We start from the raw sequence: 26,135 nt of genomic DNA, 5'->3' as shown, positions 1-26,135 counted from the left end.
ATGTCCCGAGACTACGCCCGCAAAGACCGGCCCAGCCGGTCTTCCGCCACGCCAAAGAAGGCGCCCGCAAAGCCTGCACGTTCAAAACAGCGTGCCCGGCCTGCAGCACCGGCACACCGCCAGCACGGCAGCCTGTCACTGAAGTGGATCCTGTCCCTCGCGGCGGTGGGCGGCTTTATCGGGTTTATTGTGTACCTCAACTCCCTGCCTGCCACCAGCCAGCAGGCCAAAGCGCCAGCCCAGGTTCAGGCACCGGTACAGAAGGCGCCGGAAACCGCCACCCAGGAAGAAAAGAAGCAGAATTTCCGCTTCTACGAAATGCTGCCAGAATCCGAGGTGGTGCCGCCCAAGGTAGAGGAATACAGCCCCTCCCCCACCAAGCAGAACTTCGATTACCTGGTCCAGTCCGGCTCCTTCCGCAGCCGTGAAGACGCCGAACGCCAACGGGCCCAGATTGCCTTCCAGGGACTACGGGCCAGCGTCCAGCGGATCGACCTGGACAACGGTTCGGTCTGGTACCGGGTGAATGTCGGACCGTTCACCTCCCGCAGCCAGATGAACTCGGCCATCGACAAGCTGGTTTCACTGAACATCCAGCCTTTGATTCGGAAGATTCCCAAAGAGGGCTGATTTCCAACCTTGGTGTAAGCACCTTTTAGGTCTGGCTTTCCGAAACACGCTGTGAATACGTCCATGTACGCTCCGCTCCGCCATCCATGGCTCCGCAGGGTTTCGGAAAGCCAGACCCAAAAGGTGCCCAGAGTCCTCAGGTTGATTCAACTTAATTGAGGTTAACTCACAGATCTGAGGCCGGCTTTGGAGACCCGTTTCCAAAACTGTGCGGAGCCATGGATGGCGGAGCCCAAGCGCCACATGGGTGAGGCCGAGCGTTTATGAAGCGAAGCTTCATGCGACAGCCGAACGACCGCAATCTGTGATTGCGGGCTGGACCCCGGAGGGGTGCCGCAAGGAGCGTGTTTTGGAAAACGGTCTCCAAACCCGGCCTACTCCCAAAGCCAAACCTCTTGAATTCCCACCATAAGCCTCCATTACTTCGGAATACCAATTTCAAACAGGCAATTGGAGCCCCAATGACTACCATTCTTTCTGTCCGGCGAGACGACGAAGTCGCCATGGGAGGCGACGGCCAGGTTTCCCTCGGCAACACCGTGATGAAAGGCAACGCCCGCAAGGTACGCCGTCTCTACAACGGCCAGGTAATTGCCGGCTTTGCCGGAGGAACCGCGGACGCCTTCACCCTGTTCGAACGGTTCGAAGCTCAACTGGAAAAACATCAGGGCAACCTGACCCGGGCCGCGGTCGAGCTGGCAAAAGACTGGCGAACGGACCGGGCTCTCAGAAAACTCGAAGCCCTGCTGGCCGTGGCGGACAAGACCGCCTCGCTGATCATTACCGGCAACGGTGACGTCATCGAGCCCGAGCAGGGTCTGATCGCCATCGGTTCCGGCGGCCCCTTCGCCCAGGCATCCGCCCGTGCCCTGCTGGAGAACACCGAGCTGTCCGCCCATGAGATTGTGGAAAAAGGCCTGGATATCGCGGCCGACATCTGTATCTACACCAACCACAATCGCACCGTCGAAGTGCTACCCACCAAAGATTGATCCGGAGCGACCATGTCTGCAATGACTCCCCGAGAAATTGTCCACGAGCTCAACAAACACATCGTGGGCCAGGAAGAAGCCAAACGCGCGGTGGCCATCGCACTGCGTAACCGCTGGCGCCGGATGCAGCTGGACAGCAGCCTGCGGGACGAGATTACCCCCAAGAACATCCTGATGATCGGCCCCACCGGTGTCGGCAAGACCGAAATCGCCCGTCGCCTGGCCAAGCTGGCCGATGCTCCCTTCCTGAAGGTGGAAGCCACCAAGTTCACCGAAGTGGGCTATGTCGGACGGGATGTGGAGTCCATTGTCCGCGATCTGGCGGACATGGCAGTGAAAATGTTGCGCGAGAAGGAAATGAAGCGCCACGAAAGCCGCGCCCTGGATGCCGCCGAGGAACGGATCCTGGACGCCCTGCTGCCGCCGCCCCGGGATTTCAACGAAGAAAGCCAGCGGGCCAGCAACGATTCCTCCACCCGCCAGCTATTCCGCAAGAAACTGCGGGAAGGTGAACTCGATGACAAGGAAATCGAGATCGACCTGCGCAGCGCCGGTGCGGGCGTGGAGATCATGGCGCCTCCGGGCATGGAGGAGATGACCAACCAGCTGCAGAGCATGTTCTCCAACCTGTCTTCCGACAAGCGCAAGACCCGGAAGATGAGGGTGGCCGACGCGCTCAAGCAGGCCAAGGACGAGGAAGCGGCCAAACTGGTGAACGAGGAAGAGATCAAGCAGAAGGCCATTCAGGCGGTGGAGCAGAATGGCATCGTGTTTCTTGATGAGATCGACAAGGTTGCCAAGCGCTCGGAAAACACCTCCTCCGACGTTTCCCGGGAAGGCGTGCAGCGGGACCTGCTGCCGCTCATCGAAGGCAGCACGGTGAGTACCAAGTATGGCTCCGTGCGCACCGATCACATCCTGTTCATCGCTTCCGGTGCCTTCCACCTGTCCAAACCTTCGGACCTGATTCCGGAACTGCAGGGTCGCCTGCCGATCCGGGTTGAGCTGCAGGCCCTGACGCCGGATGACTTCAAGCGCATCCTGACCGAGCCGGATGCGTCACTGGTCCAGCAGTATGAAGCGCTGATGGCGACCGAGGGGGTCAAACTGACCTTCGGCGAGGATGCCATTGCCCGGATTGCGGAGGTGGCCTGGAAGGTCAACGAGACTACCGAGAATATTGGTGCCCGTCGCCTGCATACGGTGCTGGAGCGGTTGCTGGAGAGCCTGTCCTACGATGCGGGTGACCAGGTGACCGAGAGCTTTGAGGTGACGGCAGAGTATGTGGACGAGAAGCTTGGGGAGTTGTCCGAGGATGAGGACCTGAGTCGGTATATTCTCTGACGGGAACATGGGGTCAGATGAAGGTTTTCATCAGACCACGGCCTGAAGTTGGGGTCAGAAGAAAGCTTTCTTCTGACCCCGATTTGGACTTCATCTCCGAGGCCTGTTGGTGAAGATGGGGTCAGATGAAGGCTTTCATCAGACCCCGGCCGGGACAGCAACTTCGAGGTTTGGCGGTAAAACGTGGGGTCAGATGAACGCTTTCATCTGACCCCTTTTTCATTCCGTCACTGGGCCCTGGAAAACAGGTGCGTCACGTTCTCCAGGCTGGCGGCGATCTTTCCCTTCTCCGCCTGATTTTTCCTGCCTTTCGCCACGTACAACGGCAACATCTCACCGTACAGGCTGGTACTGATGGTTCTCTGCTCATCCTCGAGACGGTCCCGGCGCAGCTTGATTCCATAGCGGGCCAGTTTCGGCTCCAGTTCGTCGGCCCGATTTAGCAGATCCCGGCGGGTCATCTGGTAGGCGTGTTCGCACACCATCCGGCGGCTCTGGAAACTGAACACGTTGGAGAAGAACAGCTTGGCATCATCGCGGGTCGGCTCGAACAGGAGAATTTCCTTGTCCGGATAATCTCTCGCGTATTGGGCGATGCCGGACTGCATGCGCGAATAGACCATGGTCCGGAAGGTCTGGGACAGCAGGTTGGGCATACCTGAGCGAGTGAGTTCACCCGGCTTCATGGTGCCGGCCCGCACGGCGGCGCTGGCGTCAATGGGTACCTGGGGATTCACGGCAAATACCACATCGGCGCCATCCTCGAAGGCAACCGAGGCATGCAGGCCTTTGCGCAGGGTGCCGTCAACATAGTAACGGCCATCGATTTCCACCGGCACATAGAGCCCCGGCGATGCGGTGCTGGCCTGGATAGCCTTGGATATCGGTACATGGTCAAAACCCGGCGCCCCGAAACACACGGCTTCAGTGCTTTCCACATCGGCCGCCACCACATAAAGGCTGCGCTTCAGCTCCCGGAAATCGTTGGTGCGCCCGAGCATGGTGAAGGCACGCTTGAGGTAGTCGTGCAGCCCTTCATTATCGAACAGGCCGGCCGGGGCGGCCTGGGCCAGGATGGTCAACGCCTCCAGGAAACTCTGATCGTAGGGGTTATTGATGAACCGGCTGACCGCGGTAGACATCAGGCCCGGTACCGCCAGCAAACGGCTGCCGATTTCACGGAACGCCGGACGATAGAAGACTTCCGGATGAAACGGGTGCACCTCCGCCTCATTTCGAACAAAAATCCGGCACAGCTGGGCTGTGGTCATCTGGTTTGCCAGATTGGCAGCGGCGAAGGAGCCGGCATTGACGCCCACATAGACATCCAGATTGTTGAAATCCAGGCCATCCAGCGCCTCATCGAGCGCCCTGAGTGCACCGATCTCGTAAATGCCGCCCAGCGGCCCACCGCCACCGAGGGCGAGGCCGATTCTGGGTTTCGGTTTGAGGTCTGTTGAGGCACTCATAATCAGTCAGTCTCCGGACCGTAGCGTTGTCGGTATCCCTTGACCACAACATAACAGTCGAATTTAGAAAACACACCCTATATTCCCCGGGCGGGGCCGGGGGTCAGGAAACGGCCTGTTCGGAGAAGGCCATGGAGGAGCTACGACCGGGGCGCAGGTAACGGCCAAAACCGGCGTTCCGAAGTGCCAGATCGACGCAACTCTTGATGACATGGGGAGAATCGAGCAGCAGGACGTCTTCCAGAAGCTGTATCGCCCACTCGCGGCTGATGCTCCGGATGACTGATTTTACCTTGGGCAGGCTGGCTGCGTTCATGGACAGGGAGTCGTAGCCCATGGCCATCAACAGCAACGCCCCACCGGGATCGCCCGCCAGCTCACCGCAGATGCCTACCGGTTTTCCGACCGCATGGGCGTCCTGGGCAATCCGCACCAGGGCCTGCAGTACTGCCGGATGGTAGGAATGGTACAGCTGCGCGACCCGGGGGTTGTTGCGGTCCACCGCCAGCAGGTACTGGGTCAGGTCATTGGAGCCCACGGACAGGAAATCCACCCGGTCCGCCAGTTCACGGATCTGGTAGACGGCCGCCGGAATTTCCACCATGACGCCGACCTTCGGCATGTGGATGTCATAGCCCTCTTCCCTCACCTCGTGATACACGCGGTAGATCAGGTGCAGGGATTCCTCGACTTCCGAGATATTGCTGATCATGGGCAGCATGATCTGAAGGTTATTCAGCCCTTCGCTGGCCTTGAGCATGGCCCGGACCTGTACCAGGAAGATTTCCGGATGGTCCAGGGTGACCCGGATGCCACGCCAGCCGAGGAACGGGTTTTCCTCATTGATCGGAAAATACGTCAGTGCCTTGTCGCCACCGATGTCCAGGGTGCGCATGGTGACCGGATTGGGGGCGAAGGCTTCCAGCTGTTCCCGGTAATACTCCCGCTGCTCCTGCTCGGAAGGAAAGCGGTCCTTGATCATGAACGGCACTTCGGTACGGTACAGGCCGATACCCTCGGCACCGTGGGAGAGCGACCGCACCACGTCGGTCATCAGACCGGTGTTCACCAGCAGGGAGACCCGGTGGCCGTCGGTGGTCTCGCAGGGCTTGTCACGAAGCGCCTCGAGCCCCCGGATCAGCTCATCCTCTTCGTCACAGATGGCCTGGTAGAAGGCGCGGAGATCCTGTGACGGCGAGGCGAAGATCTGGCCCTCGAAGCCATCAACGACCAGCTCCTTGCCATCGAGCTGATTGACCGGGATATCCACCAGGCCCATCACCGTGGGCACGCCCATGGCCCGAGCCAGGATCGCCACATGGGAGTTGCTGGAGCCCTTGACCGAAACCAGGCCCACCAGTTGTCCCTTGGGCACCTCCCCGAGCATGGCGGGCGTCAGCTCCTCGCTGACCAGCACCGTTCTCTCCGGGTAGACCAGGTGCTTCTGTTCACCTTCCTGCAAATGGGACAACAGGCGCCGTCCGAGATCGCGAATATCTACCGCTCGCTCCTGCAGGTAGTGGTCATCCATCATCTCGAAGTGGCGGACATACTGCTGGACCACCTGCTTGAGAGCGCCCTGGGCCCAGGTGCCGTCAGCAATCTTGTTGGCCACTTCGCCGGGCAACGCCTCGTCTCCCAGCATGCGCAGGTAGACGTCGAACAGCGCCTGTTCTTCAGGCCGCAACTGGCTGGCCAGTCGCTTCGCCACGCGTTCAATATCTTCCCGTACCGCCTTGACCGCAGCCTTGAACAGCTTCAGCTCACCCTCGATATCTTCCGTGGGTTTTTCCGGGACCACATCCAGGTCTGCCGCCGGATACACCACCACACCGGTGCCGATGGCGACACCGGGGGCACCGGGCACACCGTTGAAACTGACATCCCGGGCTTCCTCGCCGGTGAGGGACAGACCACTGATCGCACCGGTGGCTTCACTGTGGGCGATAACCCCGGCCAACTGGGCAGAGACCGTCACCAGAAAAGCTTCTTCACCCTCGTCAAAACACCGGGAGCTCTCCCGCTGCTGAACCACGAGCACACCGAGTACCCGGCGATGGTGAATGATGGGAACCCCCAGGAAAGAGCGGAAACGCTCTTCACCGGTCTCGGGGAAATAGCGATAGCGGGGATGAGAGGGAGCATCCTCGAGGTTGATGGGCTCCTCGCGGGAGCCCACCAGACCAACCAGACCTTCCGAGTACCCCAGGCTCACCTGCCCCACCGCCTTGCGGTAGAGGCCCTCGGTGGCCATCAGGATATAGCGGTTGGTGGCGGGGTCGAGCAGGTAGACGGAACAGACCTCTGTATTCATGGCCTTTTGCACCCGCGATACAATGATATCCAGCGCCTCCTGCAGATCGCGGGCGCTGTTTACCTCTTGTACAAGACTTCGCAGTATGCTCAGCATGGCAGGGTCAGTCCGTCATCTTGAGTGATCCTTCAGCCGCCGGTTCTGCTCGGCTTTCCGCCACTGTTCCATGTTGTAGAACAGTCGTGGAGCCAGCTCCCGCAGCGCACGTCTGTAAACTTCTCGTTTGAATGAAACCACCTGGCCCAGCGGGTACCAGTAGCTAACCCACTGCCACCCGTCGAATTCCGGTGAATCCGTGCCGTCCACACGCACCTGCGCGTCCGGCGATAACATCCTCAGCAGGAACCATTTCTGTTTTTGGCCCACACACACAGGGTGTGAATGATGGCGCACCATCCTCCTGGGAAGACGGTACCTCAGCCAGCCCCGTGTACAGCTGATGATTTCCACATCACTGGCTGTGAGACCGATTTCCTCTCCAAGCTCCCGGTAAAGCGCATCCTCCGGTGATTCGTTGTGCTTGATTCCACCTTGGGGAAACTGCCAGGAGTCCTGACCTATTCGCCTTGCCCAGAGAACTTCGCCCCTGTGGTTGGCCAGAATGATTCCGACATTGGGTCTGAAACCGTCTGAATCGATCACGGCACAGTCCTCGCAAAAGTCGGCCGCCGGTCAATTTCTGACCGGCGAGAATTGTCCAAGTTGCTCTCATTCTTACAGAATCCCAAGGGTTCGGCAAACGGAGCCGATGCCGACAGGTCATGGTAGACTGTGAGCCTTCCTGAAAGCCCTTGTAACAGCGGAGGACACCCTTTGACGCTCGCACTTTTTGATCTGGACAACACCCTGCTGGCTGGCGACAGCGACCATGCCTGGGGCGAATTTCTGGTGGAAGAAGGTCTGGTCGATGCCGAGGAATACCGCAAAGCCAATGACCGGTTCTACGAGGAATACCTGAACGGCGAGCTGGACATCTTCCATTACCTCCGCTTCGCCCTGCAGCCACTGGCCCGGCATGACATGGACGAACTACTGGCGTGGCGTGAAGCCTTCCTCGAGAAAAAAGTGCGCCCGATGATGCAGGACAAGGCCCGGGAACTGCTGGACCAGCACCGCCAGCAGGGCCACACCCTGATGATCATCACAGCCACCAACCGCTTTGTCACCGAGCCGATTGCGGAGTTGTTAGGGGTTGAGCACCTGATCGCCACCGAGCCGGAACTGGTGAATGGCCGGTATACCGGGGAGGTCGCCGGTGTCCCCAGCTTCCAGGACGGCAAGGTGACCAGGCTGAACGACTGGCTTGATCATCACAAACGCACGCTGGAGGGGGCCTGGTTCTATAGCGATTCCCATAATGACGTGCCGCTTCTGAAGCAGGTGGAGAATCCGGTGGCGGTGGATCCGGACCCGAGGCTGGAGGCGCTGGCGAAGGAATCGGGGTGGCCGGTGATTTCTTTGCGGGGGTGAGTTCGGGGTGAAGGAGGGGTCAGAAGAAGGCTTTCTTCAGACCCCGGGTTTGCACGGGGGCGAATTCAGAGTGAAAGAGGGGTCAGATGAAAGCTTTCATCTGACCCCGGGATTAAATTGGGGTCTGAAGAAAGCCTTCTTCTGACCCCGTTTTCAGGCCCTTCACATAAACCCGGTCAACGATCGCACGAAGCACGACTTGATGTAATCCGTTTCCGGAATCCCCGGGATCACCGGATGATCCGGCGCCTGGTGGCCCTGCTCCAGCAACTGCACGAACCGGTCAATCTTGCGGCCGCTGCTGCGGATGATGTCGATCAGCTTTTCCTGGGACAGATGCATGGAACAGGACGCCGACACCAGCAATCCGTCCCGCTCGAGCAGCCGCAGCCCAAGCTGATTCAGCCGGGCATAGGCCTGTTCGCCGGCTTTCTGGTCCCGGCGCCGCGGAATCAGCGCCGGCGGATCCAGCACCACGATGTCATACTTTTCTTTCTCGTCCGCCAGGGCCTTGAGCGCTTCGAAGGCATCGCCCTCGATGGTTTCGATATTGTCGAGCCCGTTGATCTTAGCGTTGTGGTGCACCGCATCGATTGCCGTTGCCGAGGCATCGACACAGGTCACATGGGTAGCACCGGCACAGGCGGCCTGCAGCCCCCAGCCACCGACATAACTGAACACATCCAGCACCCGCTTACCGGGCGCGTAGGCCTGCAACCGCTGACGATTCATCCTGTGGTCATAGAACCACCCGGTTTTCTGACCACCGGCCAGCGGCACCTCAAAGCGAACGCCATTCTCCTCGACCTGCAGAAGATCCGCCTCCGGCCCATGCGCCTGTTCCACATAGGTCTCAAGGCCTTCAACCTTCCGCATCTTGCCGTCGTTTTTCAGGATGATCGCATTGGCATGCACCAGACGCTGAACAGCGCGAACAATCGCCTCCTTCATCAGCTCCATGCCCGCCGTGGAAATCTGCACCACCACGGTATCCCCGAAACGGTCAACCACCAGCCCGGACAGCCCGTCGCTGTCACCAAACACCCAGCGGTAGAACGGCTTGTCGAACAGCCGCTCCCGCACCGCCAGCGCAAGCTCCATCCGTTCCGTCAACCGCTGCGGTGTCATCCCCTGGGACGGATTCCGGCTGATCAACCGGCCACAAATCAGCGCATGGGGGTTCACAAACACCGTTCCCAACGGCTTGTCATTGGACGCTCGCAGCTCGGCCTGATCACCGGGCTGGAACTCCGTCAGCGGCGTACGGCGGGTATCCACCTCATTGCTGTAAACCCACAAATGGCCGGCACGGAGGCGGCGTTCAGCGCCTTTTCGAAGATACAAAATCGGGAAATTCATCAGATACACCAGCCAAACAAGAAATCAAAGGATGCGAGATTATAGCCAATTGGCCACTGCACCCAGACATGGGAGCAGTCGGGCAGGGCTTTCGAAAACTGTGCGGAGCCATGGATGGCGGAGCTCAAGCGTCACATGGGTGAGGCCGAGCGCTTATGAAGCGAAGCTTCATGCGACAGCCGAACGACCGCAATCTGTGATTGCGGGCTGGACCCCGCAGGGGTGCCGCAAGGAGCGTGTTTTCGAAAGCCCTGCCCGACTGCTCCTGCACGGAGTATGGCGCCAGAGCTTTTATTCCTCGGCAGCCACATGCTCTGCGTAAGCGGCGGCATCCATCAGCCCATCCAGCTCACCGGCATCCTCCAGCTTCACCTTGAACATCCAGCCATCACCATACGGATCCTCATTGACCAGCTCCGGCTCATCCTCAAGGTTCTCATTGACCGCAATCACCTCACCGGTCACCGGACTGAACACATCAGAAGCCGACTTCACCGACTCGGCAACACCGGCTTCCTCACCACCGTTAACCGTCACACCAACATCCGGCACACCGATGTAGACCACATCGCCGAGCTGCTCCTGGGCAAAATCGGTAATACCTACGGTAGCTGTGCCATCGTCAGCCACCCGCACCCACTGGTGGGTCTCAATGTATTTCAGGTCTGAGGGAATATCACTCATGATTGTGCTTCCTGTTGAATTTTTCGCGCAGTTTAACGCAAGAGCCTAGCCCCAGCGAACCTCCCGGGCCAGGTTCATGAACGAATTCAGGTAATCTACCTCACAATCCCGTTCACGAAGGCCCAGAAAGATCTGCTTCGGCAGCCCTTCCTCTCCCAGACGCACCGGAACCACCGGGAGCTTCTCAGCATACTCCGCCACCAGCCATTTCGGCAGCGCAGACACACCCCGCCCGGCGGCGACCATCTGCAACATGATGTCCGTCGTCTCGATGGTCTTGTGCCTCGCCGGGCTGGCATGAGCCGGCAGGAAGAAGCGGGTATAGATATCCAGCCGCTCCACCTCCACCGGATAGGTGATCAGGGTTTCCCGCTCCAGATCACCGGGCACAACAAACTCCCTGCTCGCCAACGGATGATCCCCGGAGACCACCAGGACCTGCTCATAATCGAACACCGGCTCAAACACCAATCCGGGCCGATGCAGCGGGTCCGGGGTCACCAGCATATCGATGTCATGACCGAACAGCGCGCCGATCCCACCAAACTGGAATTTCTGTTTCACATCCACATCCACATCCGGCCAGCCCTCAAGATAGGGCCCAACCACCTTCAGCAACCACTGGTAACAGGGATGGCATTCCATCCCGATACGGAGCGTACCCCTCTGCCCCCTGGCAAACTGGCCAATCACCTGCTCGGCATGCTCAAGCTGGGGCAACAGCCGGTTGGACAGTGACAGCAGATACTCTCCAGCCTGAGTCAGCCGCAGCTGACGACCGTCCCGGAGCCACAGGGATGTGCCCAGGTAACGCTCCAGTTTTCGAATGGCATGGCTAAGTGCCGACTGCGTCAGGTGCAGGGACTCTGCCGCCGCCGTCAGGGAGCCGTCGCGATCAACGGCACGGAGAATCTCGAGATGGTGTCGATCAATCATGGGCCAACCCGCCAGTTCGTGAATTTATTTCATGGAATATTGAAATAATACCATTTTTATTCATGTCACAGCCCGCCTAACCTGACCGACTCTTATCCGAAGCAAAAAAATCAGACGTCAGGAGCAAAAGATGGTTACCACTCACTCACTGGGATACCCCCGTATTGGCGCCCAACGGGAGCTTAAATTCGCTCTGGAAGCCTACTGGCAAGGCCGGCTGACCGAGGAGGAGCTGGAGATTACCGCCAGTGACCTGCGACGCCGCCACTGGCAGGACCAACAGGCGCTGGATCTCGTGCCGGCAGGAGACTTTTCCCTGTACGACCAGGTACTGGACATGAGCGAAACCCTCGGACACCTCCCTGAACGGGCGGGCAAGCCGGGCGGTCACAAACTCGACCGGTACTTCCGGGCCGCACGGGGCCGCGGCGCCAACGACGATGGCTGCTGCGGCACCCAGGCCGGCGAAATGACCAAGTGGTTCGACACCAACTATCACTACATTGTCCCGGAGTTTCACCGGAACACGGAATTCGGGCTCGATAGCACCCGGATACTGGCCCAGCTCGACGAGGCGAAGAAACAGGGTTTCCGTGCCAAACCGGTCATCATTGGCCCGGTCACCTATCTCTGGCTGGGCAAAGCCAAGGACGGAAGCGATCCCCTGGCACTGCTCGAGCGACTCCTGCCCGTTTACGGTGAGTTGCTCGACCAGCTCGCCGAGGCCGGCGCGGAATGGGTTCAGGTGGATGAGCCTGCCCTGGTCACCGAACTGGACGATCGCTGGCGCCATGCCTTCAGCCTTGCCTACCATCACCTCAAGGCCGCCCGCCCAAAACTCCTGCTGACCACCTATTTCGGCCAGCTGCGGGAAAACCTCCAGCTCGCCTGCGAATTGCCAGTGGCCGGGGTGCATCTGGATGCCGTGGCGGCCCGACCTGAAGCGGACCGGCTGGCCGACTGGCTGGCGCCACACAAAGTGCTGTCGCTCGGGGTCATCAACGGCCGGAATATCTGGAAAACCGATCTCATTGCCACCCTGGACTGGTTGGAACCCTTGCATTCACGGCTCGGCGACCGGCTATGGCTGGCCCCGTCCTGCTCACTGCTGCATGTTCCTGTCGATCTGGAGCGTGAAGACAAGCTCGATCCGGAAGTTCGTCAGTGGCTTTGCTTTGCCCGTCAGAAACTCCGGGAGCTCGCCACCCTGGCCAAAGCCCTGAATCATGGCCGGGCCAGTGTTGCCCGGGAGCTTGAGGACAATCGCATCGCCGTTCACTCCCGCAGGCGGTCGCCGCGAACCCGCAACCCGGCAGTTCGCGAGGCGATTTCCCGAATTACGCCGCAGCTTGGCCAGAGAAACACCACTTTCGAGGCTCGCCACAAGCTCCAGAGCAAGGCCCTGCCCCTCCCCCTGTTTCCGACCACCACCATCGGATCTTTCCCGCAGACCGGAGACATTCGGCAGGTGCGGCAACAATACAGGACCGGAAAGCTGTCCAAAGCAGATTACCTGACCCGGATCAAGCAGGAGATCGCCCACTGCATCCATGAGCAGGAATCGCTGGGCCTGGATGTTCTGGTCCATGGTGAAGCGGAGCGGAACGACATGGTGGAGTATTTCGGGGAGCAACTGGATGGTTATGCCTTCAGCCGGTTTGGCTGGGTCCAGTCCTATGGCTCACGGTGTGTCAAACCACCCATCTTGTTCGGTGATATCACTCGCCCCAGGGCAATGACCGTAGACTGGATCCGATATGCCCAGTCGCTGACCGATAAGCCGGTGAAAGGCATGCTCACCGGACCGGTCACCATGCTCAACTGGTCTTTTGTCCGGGACGACCAGCCCCGGGCCGAGACCTGCTGGCAGCTGGCCCTGGCCATCCGCGAAGAGGTGCAGGAACTGGAGAGGGCCGGCACCCGGATCATCCAGATTGACGAAGCGGCGCTACGGGAAGGTCTGCCCCTGCGAAAATCCGACTGGCAGGACTATCTGGACTGGGCCATCGACGCCTTCCGGATTGCCGCCAACGGGGTCGATGACACAACCCAGATCCACACCCACATGTGTTACTCGGAGTTCAATGACATCATCCAGGCGATTGCCCGGATGGACGCTGATGTCATTACCATCGAGACCTCCCGTTCCGACATGGAGCTCCTCGATGCCTTCCAGGATTTCGAGTATCCCAACGATATCGGCCCCGGTGTCTATGACATTCACTCTCCCAACGTGCCGGAACAGGCGGGGATCATTGCCCTGATGGAGAAGGCAGCGGAGAGGATTCCGGCCCAAAGGCTGTGGGTGAATCCGGACTGTGGCCTGAAAACCCGGCAATGGCACGAGGTGAGACCGGCCCTCCGGGCGATGGTCGCGGCAGCCAGAGAACTCAGACAGCGACTGCCGCAACCGGCCGACAACGGCGAACTGGTATCTCAGTAGCCGGAGCTTTTCTGATCCAGCTCGAACTCGAAGGCCCTGGCGCGATGAACTTCGGTGCTGAAGTGACCATCCGGTTGGAGTTCGAACCAGCGGTAACCCGGCGCCAGCGGCTCCACGGAAAAGTCCCTGGCGCCGGAGGTGAACTGGATACAGGTGGAGGGTGTGGCAAGCAGCTGCACCCCGTTCCGGATTTCTGCGTGCTCCTGATGAACATGACCCCAGAGCACGATCCGCACCTGGGGATGGCGGTCGATCACCGCCCAGAAGGCGTCGCGATTGCGAAGCCCGATTTGCTCCATCCAGTCCGCCCCGATGTCCACCGGATGATGGTGCAGCGTGACCAGTGTCGGCACATCGGGATATTCGGAAAGCGCGCGTTCGAGAAACGCCAGCTCACTGTCCGCCAGCTCACCATAAACCTTGCCATGGACGGAAGAATCCAGCAGGACGAAATGCCAGCCGCCCTGCAGAATCTGGTGGCGATCGGCCTGATACTCCGCCGCAACACGGTTGAGCACTCCGGAGTCATCGTGATTGCCGGCCAGCCAGGCGGAGCCGCAGTGGAAGGAGGAAAGACTGTCACCGAAAACGCGATACGCCTGTTCCGAGGCGTCCTGGGCCAGATCTCCGGTGGCCAGGATCAGGTCCGGCTGGCCATGGGCCTGCAACACCTCATCGACCACGGCCGCGAGACTGTCCCGCGTATTTACGCCCAGCAAGGCACCGTCCTCACGGGCCATCAGATGGGGGTCTGTTATCTGGAGTACCCGCAAGGGGCGGGCCTCGTCCGGTCTGGTCATGGCGAACCTGTTAAGCCTGATGCAACCACTTGAAACAGGGACAAGTGTACGACGAACGCGTCAGAAAGGGTCAACGGCAATTGCAACCGGAATCACATTCCCGCCCGGCGCCGTCAACATATTGCTATTTTTGACAACTATGACACATCCACTGCGGACCGTCAGTCCACACCCTCGCCGGCTGGCCAGGCGGCGTACTCCATGGGCAAATGACCAAAACGCAGACAATAATCCAGCCAGTCAGCCAGGAATCCATTCACCTGAACCTTTTCGTCCGGGTGATGCATGAAGCGGTTGGGATAGTCATTGACCGGCGCAATCTGTCGGTCCCGGTAACAGCTGATCACCTCGGCCATGGCAGCGTCGTGATACACACGTACGGTCATCTGGGGATTGTTCAGCCAGCGACCGGAATTGTGGATCTGCTCCAGCAACAGGGTTTCGGTAAATCGCGCCGTCTGCAGGACCTTGATCCGGACCCGACCCAGGTACTGGTTCTCCCGGTGCAACTCGAACTCGCACACCGGCTTGCCATCGGCTTCCAGCTGACGCAACTTGTTCAGGCGCTGGTAATTGCCGTCGCACAGGGCGCCGAGCTGCCGGAGATCCGGCACGTAGCGCTTGGGTTTCATGGTCCACTCGGTCATCACTGCTTTCCTTCACGGAGTCTTGAACGGTTCAGTTCAAGCCATTGAAGCGCGATGATAGCGGCAGCGTTGTTGATCCGGCCATCGTGGATCATGGCTATGGCTTCGTCCGCAGAAACCACGTGGGCCCGGATATCTTCGTGCTCGTGTTCCATCCCATACAGGCCGCCAGCATCTTCGGTGCTGATATGGCCACAGTACAGGTGGATCATTTCCGTGCTGCCGCCCGGAGACACCAGGTAATCGCAAATCTTGTCGAGCCGGCTGAAGGTGAGCCCGGCCTCTTCCTGGCCTTCCCTCTGGGCTACTTCTTCGGGGGTTTCACCGTCTTCGTTCATTCCGGCCACGAGCTCGAGGAGCCATGGGGACTGGCTGCGGCCGAGGGCGCCGAGGCGGAACTGTTCGAGCAGGACGACTTCGTCCCGGTCGCAGTCGTAGGGCAGCACGCAGGTGGCGTCGCCCCTTATGAAGAGCTCCCGGGTAAAGACCGGCATGTCTCGGCCATCAAAACGCGGGTGGGTCAGCCAGAGCTTGTCCATGCGGAAGAAGCCCTGGAAGACGGTTTCGCGTTTTTCGACTTTGACGTCGCTGGCTTTGAACTGGAACGGTTCGGTCATCGCTCACCCCGGTTGGTAATCGACTTTGAACGATAGCCGGTTGTTGGGGCTTCCTGCAAGCGCATGGTGTAGCCCTTCGGCTCCTCACCTAGCCTGTTGGCTAAGGAGGTGGATGAATCGGGAAGCGCCTCCCAAAACACGCTCCTTGCGGCACGTCCATGTGACGCTTGAGCTCCGCCATCCATGGCTCCGCACAGTTTTGGGAGGCGCTTCCCGATTCACCCGATCTGACGCCCTGCAAATCGCAAGTCGAGTCCCTGCCACTTAGATAACAGGGACCTATCGTTTCTGATTTCCCGGTTTCTTAAAGCGAATTCCCGTGAGTCTAGTAGAGCTCGGTGGGTGGCCCGGTTCAGGACTGTGCGGAGCCAGGGATGGCGGAGCCCAAGCGCCCCAGGGATGGGCCGTCAGGAGCGTGTCCTGAACCGGGCCACCCACCGGGCTCCAACCACGAAGTCACAGTCCTGGGAACCAGAGCACCAAGCTATCAGACCTTGTCGTAAAGCTTCCCGCCGGACTCCACAAACTCGCGGGACTTTTCCTGCATCCCGGCGTCAATCGCGGAAACCTCGTCCAGCCCGTTTTCTGCCGCGTAATCCCGGACTTCCTGGGAGATTTTCATGGAACAGAATTTGGGCCCGCACATGGAACAGAAGTGAGCCACCTTGGCAGAGTCCTTGGGTAGGGTTTCGTCGTGGTAGGCCCGGGCGGTGTCCGGATCGAGGCCGAGGTTGAACTGGTCTTCCCAGCGGAACTCGAAACGGGCCTTGGACAGGGCGTTGTCGCGGATCTGGGCGCCCGGATGGCCTTTGGCCAGGTCGGCGGCGTGGGCGGCGATCTTGTAGGTGATGATGCCGGTTTTCACGTCATCCTTGTTGGGCAGACCCAGGTGCTCTTTCGGGGTGACGTAGCAGAGCATGGCACAGCCGTACCAGCCGATCATGGCGGCGCCGATGCCGGAGGTGATGTGGTCGTAGCCCGGAGCGATGTCGGTGATCAGCGGGCCGAGGGTATAGAACGGAGCCTCGTCACAGCATTCCAGCTGTTTGTCCATGTTCTCTTTGACCAGATGCATGGGCACGTGGCCGGGGCCTTCGATCATGCACTGGACGTCGTGCTTCCAGGCGATTTTTGTTAGTTCGCCCAGGGTTTCCAGTTCGCCGAACTGGGCGGCGTCGTTGGCATCGGCTATTGAGCCGGGGCGCAGGCCGTCGCCGAGACTGAAGGAAACATCGTACGCCTTCATGATCTCGCAGATGTCCTCGAAGTGCTCGTACAGGAAGCTTTCCTTGTGGTGGGCCAGGCACCACTTGGCCATGATGGAACCGCCGCGGGAGACGATGCCGGTCACGCGATTCGCCGTCAACGGCACGTGGTGCAGACGCACGCCGGCGTGGATGGTGAAGTAGTCCACGCCCTGCTCGGCCTGTTCGATCAGGGTGTCCCGGAAGACTTCCCAGGTCAGGTCTTCGGCCACACCGCCGACTTTCTCCAGGGCCTGGTAGATGGGCACGGTGCCGATGGGGACCGGGGAATTGCGGATGATCCATTCCCGGGTTTCGTGGATGTTCTTGCCGGTGGACAGATCCATGATGGTGTCAGCGCCCCAGCGGATGCCCCAGGTGAGCTTCTCCACTTCTTCCTCGATGGAGGAAGTGACCGCCGAGTTACCGATGTTGCCGTTGATCTTCACCAGGAAGTTGCGGCCGATGATCATGGGCTCGATTTCCGGGTGGTTGATGTTAGCGGGGATGATGGCGCGGCCGCGGGCCACCTCATCCCGGACGAATTCCGGGGTTATTTCCGGCGGGAGGTTGGCGCCAAAGGGCTGGCCGGGGTGTTGCTGGTCCAGCAGACCCTGTTCCCGGGCTTCCTGGAGCTTCATATTCTCCCGGATGGCGATAAATTCCATCTCCGGGGTGATGATGCCCTGGCGGGCGTAGTGCATCTGGGAGACGTTCCTGCCCGGCTTGGCCCGCAGGGGTTTGCGCTCGTCCATGAAGCGGAGCGGGTCCAGTTGCGGGTCTTTCATGCGTCGGCGGGTGAATTCGGATGTGTAACCTTCCAGCTGTTCGACATCGCCCCGTTCGGCGATCCAACCGGCGCGGATGGGCTCCAGGCCTTTGCGCAGGTCGATGTTCGCTTCGGGATCGGTGTAGGGGCCGGAGGTGTCGTAAACGACCACCGGCGGGTTCTTTTCGCCACCCATTTCGGTGGGCGTATCCTCCACAGTAATTTCCCGCATGGGCACCCGGAGATCGGATCGGCTACCCTGCACGTAGATTTTTCGTGAGCTTGGTAACGGTTTAATTGCTGCGGAATCAACTCTGGCGGAATCGCTGAGGTAGGATGGCAGGTCGGTCATCATTCGCTCCCGGTAGATGGACTGGGGTTTCGGGTCGCGTATGACGGAGCCTGCATGGGCAGTCAAAGCCACTCTGGCCGGACTGCTTTTGGGTCATCTGGTCTTAATCCCTACGCCGGTATTATCCGGATCAGGTCGCGGGTTCTGCGATGCAATCTCAGCCGGCCACCCAGGAATCAGGTAAGCCAGCACCCCGTCAAGACGCGAGTAAAATTCGGTTCAGCACACAATTTGTGTGACGTTTGCAAGTGTAGAGGCCAGGGGAAATATTGTCCATAATGGCCAACCATAAGCCCGCCGGATGCGCAACCTGCTGCTTGAAAGCACTGTGCGGCCGGTTACCAGGCGTCCCAGACTGACGCCCATGTGCACAGGTACCCAGGAGAAAGAATGAAAAAACGACTGCTTTCCGGACTGATTGGCGTGATGGCTGCCCAACCGGCCCTTGCCCTTGACCTGATCGAGACCTACGAAAAAGCCCTCTCCTATGACTCCGGCATTGCGGCCGCCCAGGCCAGTTTCGAGGCCCAGCAGGCCGCGAGCGATGTCAGCAAGAGTGCACTGCTGCCACAAGTGGGCGCCTTCGGCAATGCCAACCATACGGACCTGGATGGCGACGTCCAAGACGAAAGCTACAAGTCCACCAGCTACGGTGTCCAGCTGACCCAACCGCTGTTCCGGGCCGACTCCTGGTTCCGTTACGACGCCAGCCAGTTCCAGACCGAATCCGCCCGGGCCCAGTACAACCTGGCCCAGCAGCAGCTGATCCTGGACGTGGCCACTGCCTATTTCAATGTGCTCAGGGCCCAGGACACCGTCACTACAGCCCTGGCCACCGAAGCCGCAATCCAGCGCCAGTACGAACAGGCCCAGGAGCGCTTTGATGTTGGCCTGATTGCGATTACCGAGGTATATGAGGCCCGCGCCAGCTATGACGACGCCAAGAGTCAGCGCATTGCCGCCGAAAACCAGCTCAACGTGGCCAAGGAGCAACTGGCACGGCTGACCGGGGAGTACCCGGAGGATCTGGAGAACCTGCGCCGGAACTTTCCGCTTGGTCGCCCTGAACCGATGGATCCTTCGGCCTGGGAAACCACGGCCCTGGACCAGAACTGGTCGATTCAGTCCGCGCTCTACGATCTCAACGCCAGCGAGGCCAACCTGAAGGTTGCCAAATCGGGCCACTACCCGACCCTGGATCTGACTGCCTCCTACGGTGACAACGAAATTGACGGCGGCAGCCCCAACCAGTTTGAAGGTACTCAGGGCGTCATTGGCCTGGAACTGAACGTACCCCTGTACACCGGCGGCGGTACCCAGGCCGGTGTTCGCCAACAGCGTTCACTGGTGACGGTATCCGAGCAGCAACTCAACACCATTCGCCGGGATGTCCGGGTGAATACCCGCAGCCTGTTCCTGACCGTGAACAACAACGTCGAGACCGCTTCGGCCCTGTCACAGACCATCATTTCCCGCCGCAGCGCACTGGATGCCACCCGTGCCGGTTATGAAGTGGGTACCCGGAATATCGTGGAAGTGCTGGATGCGGAACGGGCCTATTACGTGGCGCTGCGTGACTACGCCAATGCCCGGTATGACTACGTGATCAACACGCTGCAACTGAAACAGGCCGCCGGCACCCTGAGCCCACAGGATCTGGTGGACCTGAACAACTGGTTGAGCGAAACCGCCCCGGGCATTGAAGCTCTGGCCAATGAGGAGCAGACCCTGGACGATCCGGCCCAATAAGGTTCCGGCGGGCAGTTGCGCTGCCCGCCTCTCCTCTCACACCCGCTCGATAATCCCCTCGACCACTTTCTCCAGCGCCCCCCGGTTCTTGTTCACCACAGACAATGCGCGGCGGCCGATCGCCTCCCGCTCTGCGGAGTGGCTGAACAGGGAAATCAGGAAGGTCGCCAGCTCTTCGGCGTTGGCCACGATCTTTACGCCGGTATCATCCAGCAGGCGCTGATAAATGGTTTCGAAATTGAACACATGGGGGCCGGAGAAGACCGGGATTCCCCAGCCCGCGGGCTCCAGGGGATTGTGTCCACCGCGCTCAATCAGCGAACCACCGACAAAGGCGATGTCGCTGGCGCCATAGAGCATCATCAGCTCACCCATGGTGTCACCAAGGTAAACCTGGGCATCAGCCGGATCCTCGCCGAGGGAACGCCTGGCAACTGTCAGTTCCCTGGACATGGCCTTGTTGGCCACCGAATCGAATCGTTCCGGGTGCCTTGGCACCAGGATCAGGAGGGCATCGGGATGGGCGGCCAGCAATTCCTGGTGGGCCGTCAGTAACTGGACGTCCTCACCACCGTGGGTACTGCCGGCAATCCAGACCGGCCGCCCCGCCAGCCGCATACGCAGATCCCGGGCGGCCTGCCGGACATCCGGTGGTATATCCACGTCGAACTTGACGCTTCCGGTGACTTCCACCTTGTCCGGGACTACCCCGATACGCCGGAAACGCTCGGCATCTTTCTCGGCCTGCGCTGCCACCCAGCTGATACTCTGCATGATCGGTAGCGCCAGACTCCGGATCCTTTCATAGCCGCGGGCAGAACGTTCCGATAACCGGGCATTAATCAGGAATACCGGCACCCCACGGGCCCGGCTCTGACGTATCATGTTCGGCCAGATCTCGGTTTCCATGATGACCAGAATCCGGGGGCGGGTGCGATTCAGAAAACGGCGGATGGAACCAGGCGTATCGTAGGGTGCATAGGCATAACGAACCCTGTTACCGAACATCTTACGGGCCTGGGCCAGGCCGGTGTCGGTCATGGCGGTCATCAGGATGGTGATCTGCGGGTCCCGCGCCAGCAGGCGTCGCACCATGGGTGCCGCCGCGATGGTTTCGCCGACTGACACCGCATGGACCCAGACCACCGGTCCCGGAAGCCGGGGAACCAGCCCGATGCGATGGCCAAGATCCTGGCGCAGGGCGGGCGCCTTTCGGCCTTGCCACCACAGTCTCAGCAGGATGAACGGCAGGATCAGACGGATGAGCTGGGAATAGAGAAATTGGAACACGCAGGACTCCCGGCAAAACAGTGCGTTATCATAGCGCAAAAATCGTGAAGGGGCCGCATGGTGCCCCCGGATTCACTCATTGTCGATGCAAGGTTCCCTGTTTTGAAGAAGAAGTACCGCAAACTGCCGCGCAACACGGATTACTCGGCCTACCGGCATCCACGCTGGTGGCCGACCTGGCTGGGTATCGGCTTCATGTGGCTGGTAGCCCAACTGCCGATCCGTCTGCAGTGGGGGCTGGGCAAGCTGGCCGGACTGCTGGCGTGGAAACTGGCGCGCAGCCGCCGTCACATTACCGAAGTGAATATCCGGCTATGCTTTCCCGAGCTGACCGAACAGCAGCAGGCGGCGCTGGTGCGAAAAGCCTTCATCGCCAACGGCATCGGGCTACTGGAGCTGGGCATTGCCTGGTTCCGGGACCCGGCAAAGCTCACCGGAATCACCCGCATCCACGGCATCGAGCATTTCGAAAAGGCCCTGGAGGCAGGGCGCGGTGTATTGCTGCTGGGCGGTCATTACAGCACCCTGGACCTGGGAGGCAGCCTGGTGACTGAATACATCGAAGCCGATGTCATGCAGCGGGATCACAACAATCCGCTGATGAATGCGGTCATGACCCGCGCCCGGGGCCGGCGTTACGGCAACGTACTTGGGGCCAAGGACCTTCGCGGCCTGTTCCGCAGCCTGAAGAAAAACCGCGCGGTATGGTACGCCACCGATCAGGATTACGGGCGCAAGGATATCGTGTTCGCGCCGTTTTTCGGCATTCCGGCCGGTACCATTACCGCCACCTCACGGATTGCCGAGCGCAGCGGTTGCACGATCGTGCCGTTCAGTCACTTCCGACGGGATGACAAGCCGGGCTATGACATTTACTTCCACCCGGCACTGGAGGACTTTCCCAGTGGGGACGACCTTGAGGATGCCACCCGCATCAACCGGATCATCGAACAGGAGATCCGCAAAGCCCCGGACCAGTACCTCTGGATGCACCGGCGCTTCAAGACCCGGCCGGACCCCGACGACCCTGGTTTTTACCGGCGCAAGAAAAAGTAGGAGTCGCCCTTGAGCCTGGAGCCAGAGAACGATGCGCCAGTGGTCTGGCTGGTGACCGACGGCAAACCCGGCCACCGGAACCAGTTGAGAGGCCTTGGTAACCGCCTGCGCGCCCACACGGGGGCACGCTTGTATTGGCTGGATGCAACCGACTACCAGGTGCCATTATGGCGCGCCCTGCTCGGAGTGGCACCGACCCTGCCAACTGACCTGCCCCGCCCTGATCTGATCGTGGCCGCCGGCACCGGCACCCACCGGTTGTTGCTCTCACTCCGACGCCTTGGCAACGCCCGAACCCTGGTGATCATGAAACCGGCCTTCCCGCTGTCCTGGGTGGACGGCGCCATCATTCCCGCCCATGACGAGGTGAAAGCCTCCGTCAATGTTTTCGTCACCGAAGGCGTAATGAACACCATCACCCCGCTGGCAAAGCTGACCGACAACCGCCAGGCTCTGGTTCTGGTCGGCGGTCCCTCCCCCCACTTTGACTGGGACGACGATGCCGTTCTCACCCAGATCAATGACCTGGTTGCCCGTTACCCGGACTGGCGCTGGACCATCAGCGATTCGCGGCGGACGCCGCCGGCAATGCGGGAGCGCCTCGCGGATCTTGCCGCCCCCCGGATCACGGTGGTGAGCTGTGAAGCCACCCACGAGAACTGGCTCAAACATCAGCTGTCTGCTTCCAGGGCGGTATGGACAACGCCGGACAGCATGTCGATGGTGTGCGAAGCCGCCACTTCCGGCGTGCCTACGGGACTGCTAGACCTGCCCGCCAGACCGGGCAGCCGGGTGGCAACTGGCGTGAATCGTCTGGCCGAGGCGGGAATCGTCGCCCACTGGAGCGATCATCGCAGTGTCATGGACCGGCAAACGGTTGCCAGCAGGCAACTCTGGGAGGCCGACCGCGTGGCCAAATGGGTTATAGAACGGTTTCTCAAGAGCCAACGAACATCCAAACAAGGAAACACAGCGTGAGGATTCTTCAGGCACTGCCAGCCCTGTACAGCGGAGGCGTGGAACGAGGCACCGTGGATCTCGCCGCCGAGCTGGTTCGCCGCGGCCACGAATCCTACGTGGTTTCCAACGGCGGCCCGATGGCAGAACAGGTGCGGGGGCATGGCTCCACCCATATCCACATGCCAATCCATCGCAAATCCCTGGCTTCATTCGGGCAGATCCTGCCCATGCGCAGGCTAATACAGGACCTGAAACCGGACATCATCCACGTGCGATCCCGCATGCCCGCCTGGATCATCCACCTGGCCCTGAAAAGCCTGCCGGCGGAGGATCGACCTGCGGTCGTCTCCACTTTCCATGGCATGTACTCGGTGAACCCCTACAGCGCCATCATGGCCAGGGCCGATCACGTGATCGCCGTGTCGAACTGTGTGCGGGATTACGTGCTGAAGAATTTCAACGTCCCGAAAGAGAAACTCACCGTCATCCAGCGCGGCGTGAATGTGGAGGCCTTCCACAACCGGGCACTCAGCCAGCAATGGCTGGATCACTTTTTATCCCGCTACCCCCAGCTGGCCGGCAAGAAAATCATCATGATGCCCGGCCGAATTTCCCGCTGGAAAGGCCAGCTGGACTTCCTCGCCATGATGAACCAACTGATCCGCCTGCGCCCGGACTGCCATGGCATCATCGCCGGCGGTGCGGAACCGGGCAAGGAACGCTTTCTGGAGGAGCTTGAAAGGGAACGCAGCCGCCTGAGCCTGACCGACAAGGTGACCTTCCTGGGCCAGCGCAACGACATGAACAGCCTGTATCTGTTCGCCGATGTGGTCTGCCACATGTCTACCAAACCCGAACCCTTCGGCCGCACGGTGACCGAAGCCCTGGCCTCAGGTACACCCGTCGTTGCCTACAATCGCGGAGGGGCGGCAGAGACCCTCCAGGCCTGTTTCCGCGAGGGACTGGTACCTCCGGACAACACCGGGGCCTTTGCTGCGACCGTTCAGAGGATTCTTGAAGCACCGGAGCACGAGATCCTGATTCCGGACCGGTTCCGGTTGGAGGCGCAGACGGAGGCGACTCTCGAGGTCTATCGCAACGTTCTGAAACAGCGCCATCGTCCATGATCATTGCCATGATATTGGGAACCCCGGGAACCGGATGGGGTGGCATGGAAAAACACACCGCCGATCTCGCTGGCGCGCTTGCGGAGCTTGGCCACGAAGTGCACGTTCTCGCCCATCCATCCTACCGGCAGCAATTTGTCGAACGGGTCTCGTTTCATCCCTGCCCCATGCAACTGGGCAGGCGGAATCCCTGGCTCAGTTACCGGATGCGACGGATCCTCAACGCTGTCAATCCGCATGTGCTCCACGCCCAGGGGAGCAAGGCGGCCACGATGGTGAGCCGTATGCGACTATCTCCCGGATGCCAGAAAATCGGAACGGTTCACGGCAGCAAGTCGACCGAGAGGCCATTCCTGCAGCTGGACAAAGTGATCGCGGTGAGCACACCGGTATATGACAACCTGACCCACCCCCGAAAATTCCGGATTTTCAACGGCATTGATGTGCATCACAGCAACGAAACCGTATCGCGAGTAGAGAGTTATCCCCTGCCTCAAGCCATTAACGTGATTGCTGCCGGCCGGCTCGAGCCGGTCAAGGGTTTCCGGAAGCTCATCGCGGCATGGCCCGGAGTGCTGGAACGGTTTCCGGCGGCGCATCTGACCATTTTTGGTGATGGCAGCGAGAAAACCGGACTTCTGGAGCAGGCGAAGCAACTGGGTTGCAGCGAATCCATTACCCTGGCGGGCTATCTGAACAACCTGATGCCGGTCCTGGAGCAGGCAGATCTCCTGGTGATCAGCTCCGAGCGGGAGGGATTCCCCTACATCCTTGTCGAAGCCCTGATGGCGCAATGCCCCGTTGTATCAACCCCTGTGGCCGGTTGTGTTGAGATCCTCCCCAGCGAAGCCATCTCCAAGGATCACTCCGCCCGCGCGTTATCGACCGTGATCAGTGCAGCCTTGTCGGCACCAGAGGAACTCAGGCGCTCGGAGCAACCGGCTTTTGACTACGCCCGAACACATCTAACCCTGGAAGCCATGGCCAGTGCCACACTGGAGGTCTACGTCGATCAGGCCCCCGACGACTGAGCATCGGATTTGCCCGATGCTTCCAACTCCGCGAGCATCTGTATCTCCTTTGCCTTCGCCAGGCGCATGAAGTTGCGGTTGGCAGCGGTAATTGACACGCTGAGACCAAACCAGCCATTGAGAATCTGGCGATGGATCAGGTAATACTTGAGGAACTTGAGGGGAAACTCCACGAACAATCGACCTGAGGAAATCTTTCGGCCTCTGGCGGCCATGTATCTGGCCTGCTCGGAAGACAACTGGCAGTACTTGCGTTCCATCTGTTCCAGGGACATGAGTGTGCGATGGAGGACGTCACCCTTCAAATCGAGCACTTTGCCCGACAACACTCTCGGACGGTCGTCATTGCTATCCTTTTCCGCGTGTATGGCTGCCCGGGAACGATTGTAGAGCCGCAGAATTTTTTTGGTCTTGTCATGACGAAACGGGTGCCCGGGGATTGGCTGGGACAGCACCCAGCGCATCCGATAACCTGCGACCCCCTCTGGCAACGGAGCAGAAAACAAGGCCTTGATATTGGCCACCAGTTGCCCGGAGAGCACCTCATCCGCATCAAGGTCCAGAACCCACTCATTTCGGCATAAACTGGCTGCGTAGGCCTTCTGGCTGGCAAAGCCCTCCCAGGGGCGATGCACAACCCTCGCTCCAAACGACCGTGCAATAGCTACGGTGTTATCAGTGCTGCCCGAATCCACCACAATGACCTCATCGGCCCAGTCATGAACCTGTTCGAGGGACTCCGGGAGCCTTTTTTCCTCGTTTTGGGTGATGTAGTAGACAGATAACGGTAATTTCATAGCTCAAAACCGCCAAAACCTTAACAGTAGAATGATCGCTGGCCTGCCGAAACAG

22 protein-coding genes and 1 riboswitch are annotated in these 26,135 nt (G+C 60.0%); of the genes, 10 read left to right on the top strand and 12 right to left on the bottom strand.

The window, feature by feature from the left end:
- From BM254_RS15275 to hslU, 3 genes are all read left to right on the top strand, one after another.
- The gene (locus tag BM254_RS15275; RefSeq protein WP_092005636.1) at positions 1–630 is read left to right on the top strand and encodes an SPOR domain-containing protein; all 630 of its coding nucleotides are present in this window, start codon (positions 1–3) and stop codon (positions 628–630) included.
- Between the two features lie 461 nt (positions 631–1,091).
- Positions 1,092–1,622, top strand: coding sequence for an ATP-dependent protease subunit HslV (gene hslV, locus BM254_RS15270; RefSeq protein WP_092005633.1), 531 nt, complete (start codon positions 1,092–1,094; stop codon positions 1,620–1,622).
- Between the two features lie 12 nt (positions 1,623–1,634).
- Complete coding sequence (hslU, locus tag BM254_RS15265) at positions 1,635–2,966, top strand: ATP-dependent protease ATPase subunit HslU (protein WP_092005630.1); 1,332 nt, start codon at positions 1,635–1,637, stop codon at positions 2,964–2,966.
- A gap of 227 nt (positions 2,967–3,193) precedes the next feature.
- Here hslU and BM254_RS15260 read toward each other — a convergent pair whose 3' ends face one another.
- From BM254_RS15260 to BM254_RS15250, 3 genes are all read right to left on the bottom strand, one after another.
- Positions 3,194–4,435, bottom strand: a complete 1,242-nt coding sequence (locus BM254_RS15260; RefSeq protein WP_092005627.1) for a patatin-like phospholipase family protein — start codon at positions 4,433–4,435, stop codon at positions 3,194–3,196.
- Positions 4,436–4,538: 103 nt separating this feature from the next.
- On the bottom strand, positions 4,539–6,845 hold the full coding sequence (ptsP, locus tag BM254_RS15255) for a phosphoenolpyruvate--protein phosphotransferase (RefSeq protein ID WP_092005624.1): 2,307 nt from the start codon (positions 6,843–6,845) through the stop codon (positions 4,539–4,541).
- A gap of 15 nt (positions 6,846–6,860) precedes the next feature.
- Positions 6,861–7,391, bottom strand: coding sequence for an RNA pyrophosphohydrolase (locus BM254_RS15250; protein WP_092005621.1), 531 nt, complete (start codon positions 7,389–7,391; stop codon positions 6,861–6,863).
- A 171-nt stretch (positions 7,392–7,562) separates the two neighbouring features.
- On the opposite strand from BM254_RS15250, the gene BM254_RS15245 reads away from it, so the two are divergent.
- Positions 7,563–8,219, top strand: coding sequence for a histidinol-phosphatase (locus BM254_RS15245; RefSeq protein WP_092005618.1), 657 nt, complete (start codon positions 7,563–7,565; stop codon positions 8,217–8,219).
- A 162-nt stretch (positions 8,220–8,381) separates the two neighbouring features.
- On the opposite strand, the gene BM254_RS15240 is transcribed toward BM254_RS15245, so the two are convergent.
- From BM254_RS15240 to BM254_RS15230, 3 genes are all read right to left on the bottom strand, one after another.
- A complete protein-coding gene (locus BM254_RS15240; RefSeq protein ID WP_092005615.1) occupies positions 8,382–9,578 on the bottom strand; it encodes a class I SAM-dependent rRNA methyltransferase in 1,197 nt (398 codons plus the stop codon).
- A 291-nt stretch (positions 9,579–9,869) separates the two neighbouring features.
- On the bottom strand, positions 9,870–10,262 hold the full coding sequence (gene gcvH / locus BM254_RS15235) for a glycine cleavage system protein GcvH (protein WP_092005611.1): 393 nt from the start codon (positions 10,260–10,262) through the stop codon (positions 9,870–9,872).
- Between the two features lie 45 nt (positions 10,263–10,307).
- Positions 10,308–11,198: a LysR family transcriptional regulator gene (locus BM254_RS15230; RefSeq protein ID WP_092005608.1), complete on the bottom strand. Its 891-nt coding sequence runs from the start codon at positions 11,196–11,198 to the stop codon at positions 10,308–10,310.
- A gap of 130 nt (positions 11,199–11,328) precedes the next feature.
- Here BM254_RS15230 and metE point away from each other — a divergent pair, with 130 nt between their 5' ends.
- Positions 11,329–13,641 carry a 5-methyltetrahydropteroyltriglutamate--homocysteine S-methyltransferase gene (gene metE, locus BM254_RS15225; protein ID WP_092005605.1) on the top strand — a complete coding sequence of 771 codons (2,313 nt, stop codon included), beginning with the start codon at positions 11,329–11,331 and terminating at the stop codon, positions 13,639–13,641.
- Here the strand turns inward: metE and cpdA are convergent.
- The 4 genes from cpdA to thiC all read right to left on the bottom strand — a co-directional run bounded on the left by cpdA (position 13,635) and on the right by thiC (position 18,070).
- Complete coding sequence (gene cpdA, locus BM254_RS15220; RefSeq protein ID WP_092005602.1) at positions 13,635–14,441, bottom strand: 3',5'-cyclic-AMP phosphodiesterase; 807 nt, start codon at positions 14,439–14,441, stop codon at positions 13,635–13,637. The two genes, metE and cpdA, sit on opposite strands and share 7 nt — an antisense overlap.
- A gap of 161 nt (positions 14,442–14,602) precedes the next feature.
- Positions 14,603–15,088 carry a DUF1249 domain-containing protein gene (locus BM254_RS15215; protein ID WP_092005599.1) on the bottom strand — a complete coding sequence of 162 codons (486 nt, stop codon included), beginning with the start codon at positions 15,086–15,088 and terminating at the stop codon, positions 14,603–14,605.
- On the bottom strand, positions 15,088–15,705 hold the full coding sequence (locus BM254_RS15210; protein WP_092005595.1) for an NUDIX domain-containing protein: 618 nt from the start codon (positions 15,703–15,705) through the stop codon (positions 15,088–15,090). Before BM254_RS15210 ends, BM254_RS15215 begins: the two co-directional genes overlap by 1 nt.
- A 487-nt stretch (positions 15,706–16,192) precedes the next feature.
- Positions 16,193–18,070 (bottom strand): phosphomethylpyrimidine synthase ThiC, encoded by a 1,878-nt coding sequence (gene thiC / locus BM254_RS15205; RefSeq protein WP_092005592.1) that lies wholly within the window; start codon positions 18,068–18,070, stop codon positions 16,193–16,195.
- Positions 18,071–18,160: 90 nt separating this feature from the next.
- Positions 18,161–18,276, bottom strand: a riboswitch (TPP riboswitch).
- A gap of 184 nt (positions 18,277–18,460) precedes the next feature.
- Between thiC and BM254_RS15200 the strand changes: the two genes are divergently transcribed.
- Entirely contained in the window at positions 18,461–19,819 is a 1,359-nt protein-coding gene (locus tag BM254_RS15200) for a TolC family outer membrane protein (protein ID WP_092005589.1), read from the top strand.
- 36 nt (positions 19,820–19,855) lie between these two features.
- Here the strand turns inward: BM254_RS15200 and waaA are convergent, their stop codons facing one another.
- Positions 19,856–21,109, bottom strand: coding sequence for a lipid IV(A) 3-deoxy-D-manno-octulosonic acid transferase (waaA, locus tag BM254_RS15195; RefSeq protein WP_092005586.1), 1,254 nt, complete (start codon positions 21,107–21,109; stop codon positions 19,856–19,858).
- Between the two features lie 102 nt (positions 21,110–21,211).
- Here waaA and lpxL point away from each other — a divergent pair, with 102 nt between their 5' ends.
- The 4 genes from lpxL to BM254_RS15175 are packed head-to-tail and all read left to right on the top strand — an operon-like array spanning position 21,212 to position 25,283.
- The gene (lpxL, locus tag BM254_RS15190) at positions 21,212–22,165 is read left to right on the top strand and encodes an LpxL/LpxP family Kdo(2)-lipid IV(A) lauroyl/palmitoleoyl acyltransferase (RefSeq protein WP_092005840.1); all 954 of its coding nucleotides are present in this window, start codon (positions 21,212–21,214) and stop codon (positions 22,163–22,165) included.
- A 15-nt stretch (positions 22,166–22,180) separates the two neighbouring features.
- On the top strand, positions 22,181–23,143 hold the full coding sequence (locus BM254_RS15185) for a mitochondrial fission ELM1 family protein (protein WP_092005837.1): 963 nt from the start codon (positions 22,181–22,183) through the stop codon (positions 23,141–23,143).
- The gene (locus BM254_RS15180; RefSeq protein WP_092005583.1) at positions 23,140–24,252 is read left to right on the top strand and encodes a glycosyltransferase family 4 protein; all 1,113 of its coding nucleotides are present in this window, start codon (positions 23,140–23,142) and stop codon (positions 24,250–24,252) included. Before BM254_RS15185 ends, BM254_RS15180 begins: the two co-directional genes overlap by 4 nt.
- Positions 24,253–24,296: 44 nt before the next feature.
- The gene (locus BM254_RS15175) at positions 24,297–25,283 is read left to right on the top strand and encodes a glycosyltransferase (protein ID WP_175497283.1); all 987 of its coding nucleotides are present in this window, start codon (positions 24,297–24,299) and stop codon (positions 25,281–25,283) included.
- Here BM254_RS15175 and BM254_RS15170 read toward each other — a convergent pair.
- Positions 25,265–26,080 (bottom strand): glycosyltransferase family 2 protein, encoded by an 816-nt coding sequence (locus BM254_RS15170; protein ID WP_092005578.1) that lies wholly within the window; start codon positions 26,078–26,080, stop codon positions 25,265–25,267. The two genes, BM254_RS15175 and BM254_RS15170, sit on opposite strands and share 19 nt — an antisense overlap.
- Positions 26,081–26,135: the final 55 nt, after the last annotated feature.

Origin of the sequence: Marinobacter pelagius, from assembly GCF_900114925.1 — a bacterium.
Lineage (GTDB): Bacteria > Pseudomonadota > Gammaproteobacteria > Pseudomonadales > Oleiphilaceae > Marinobacter > Marinobacter pelagius.
This window is presented reverse-complemented; position numbering and strand designations above follow the sequence as displayed.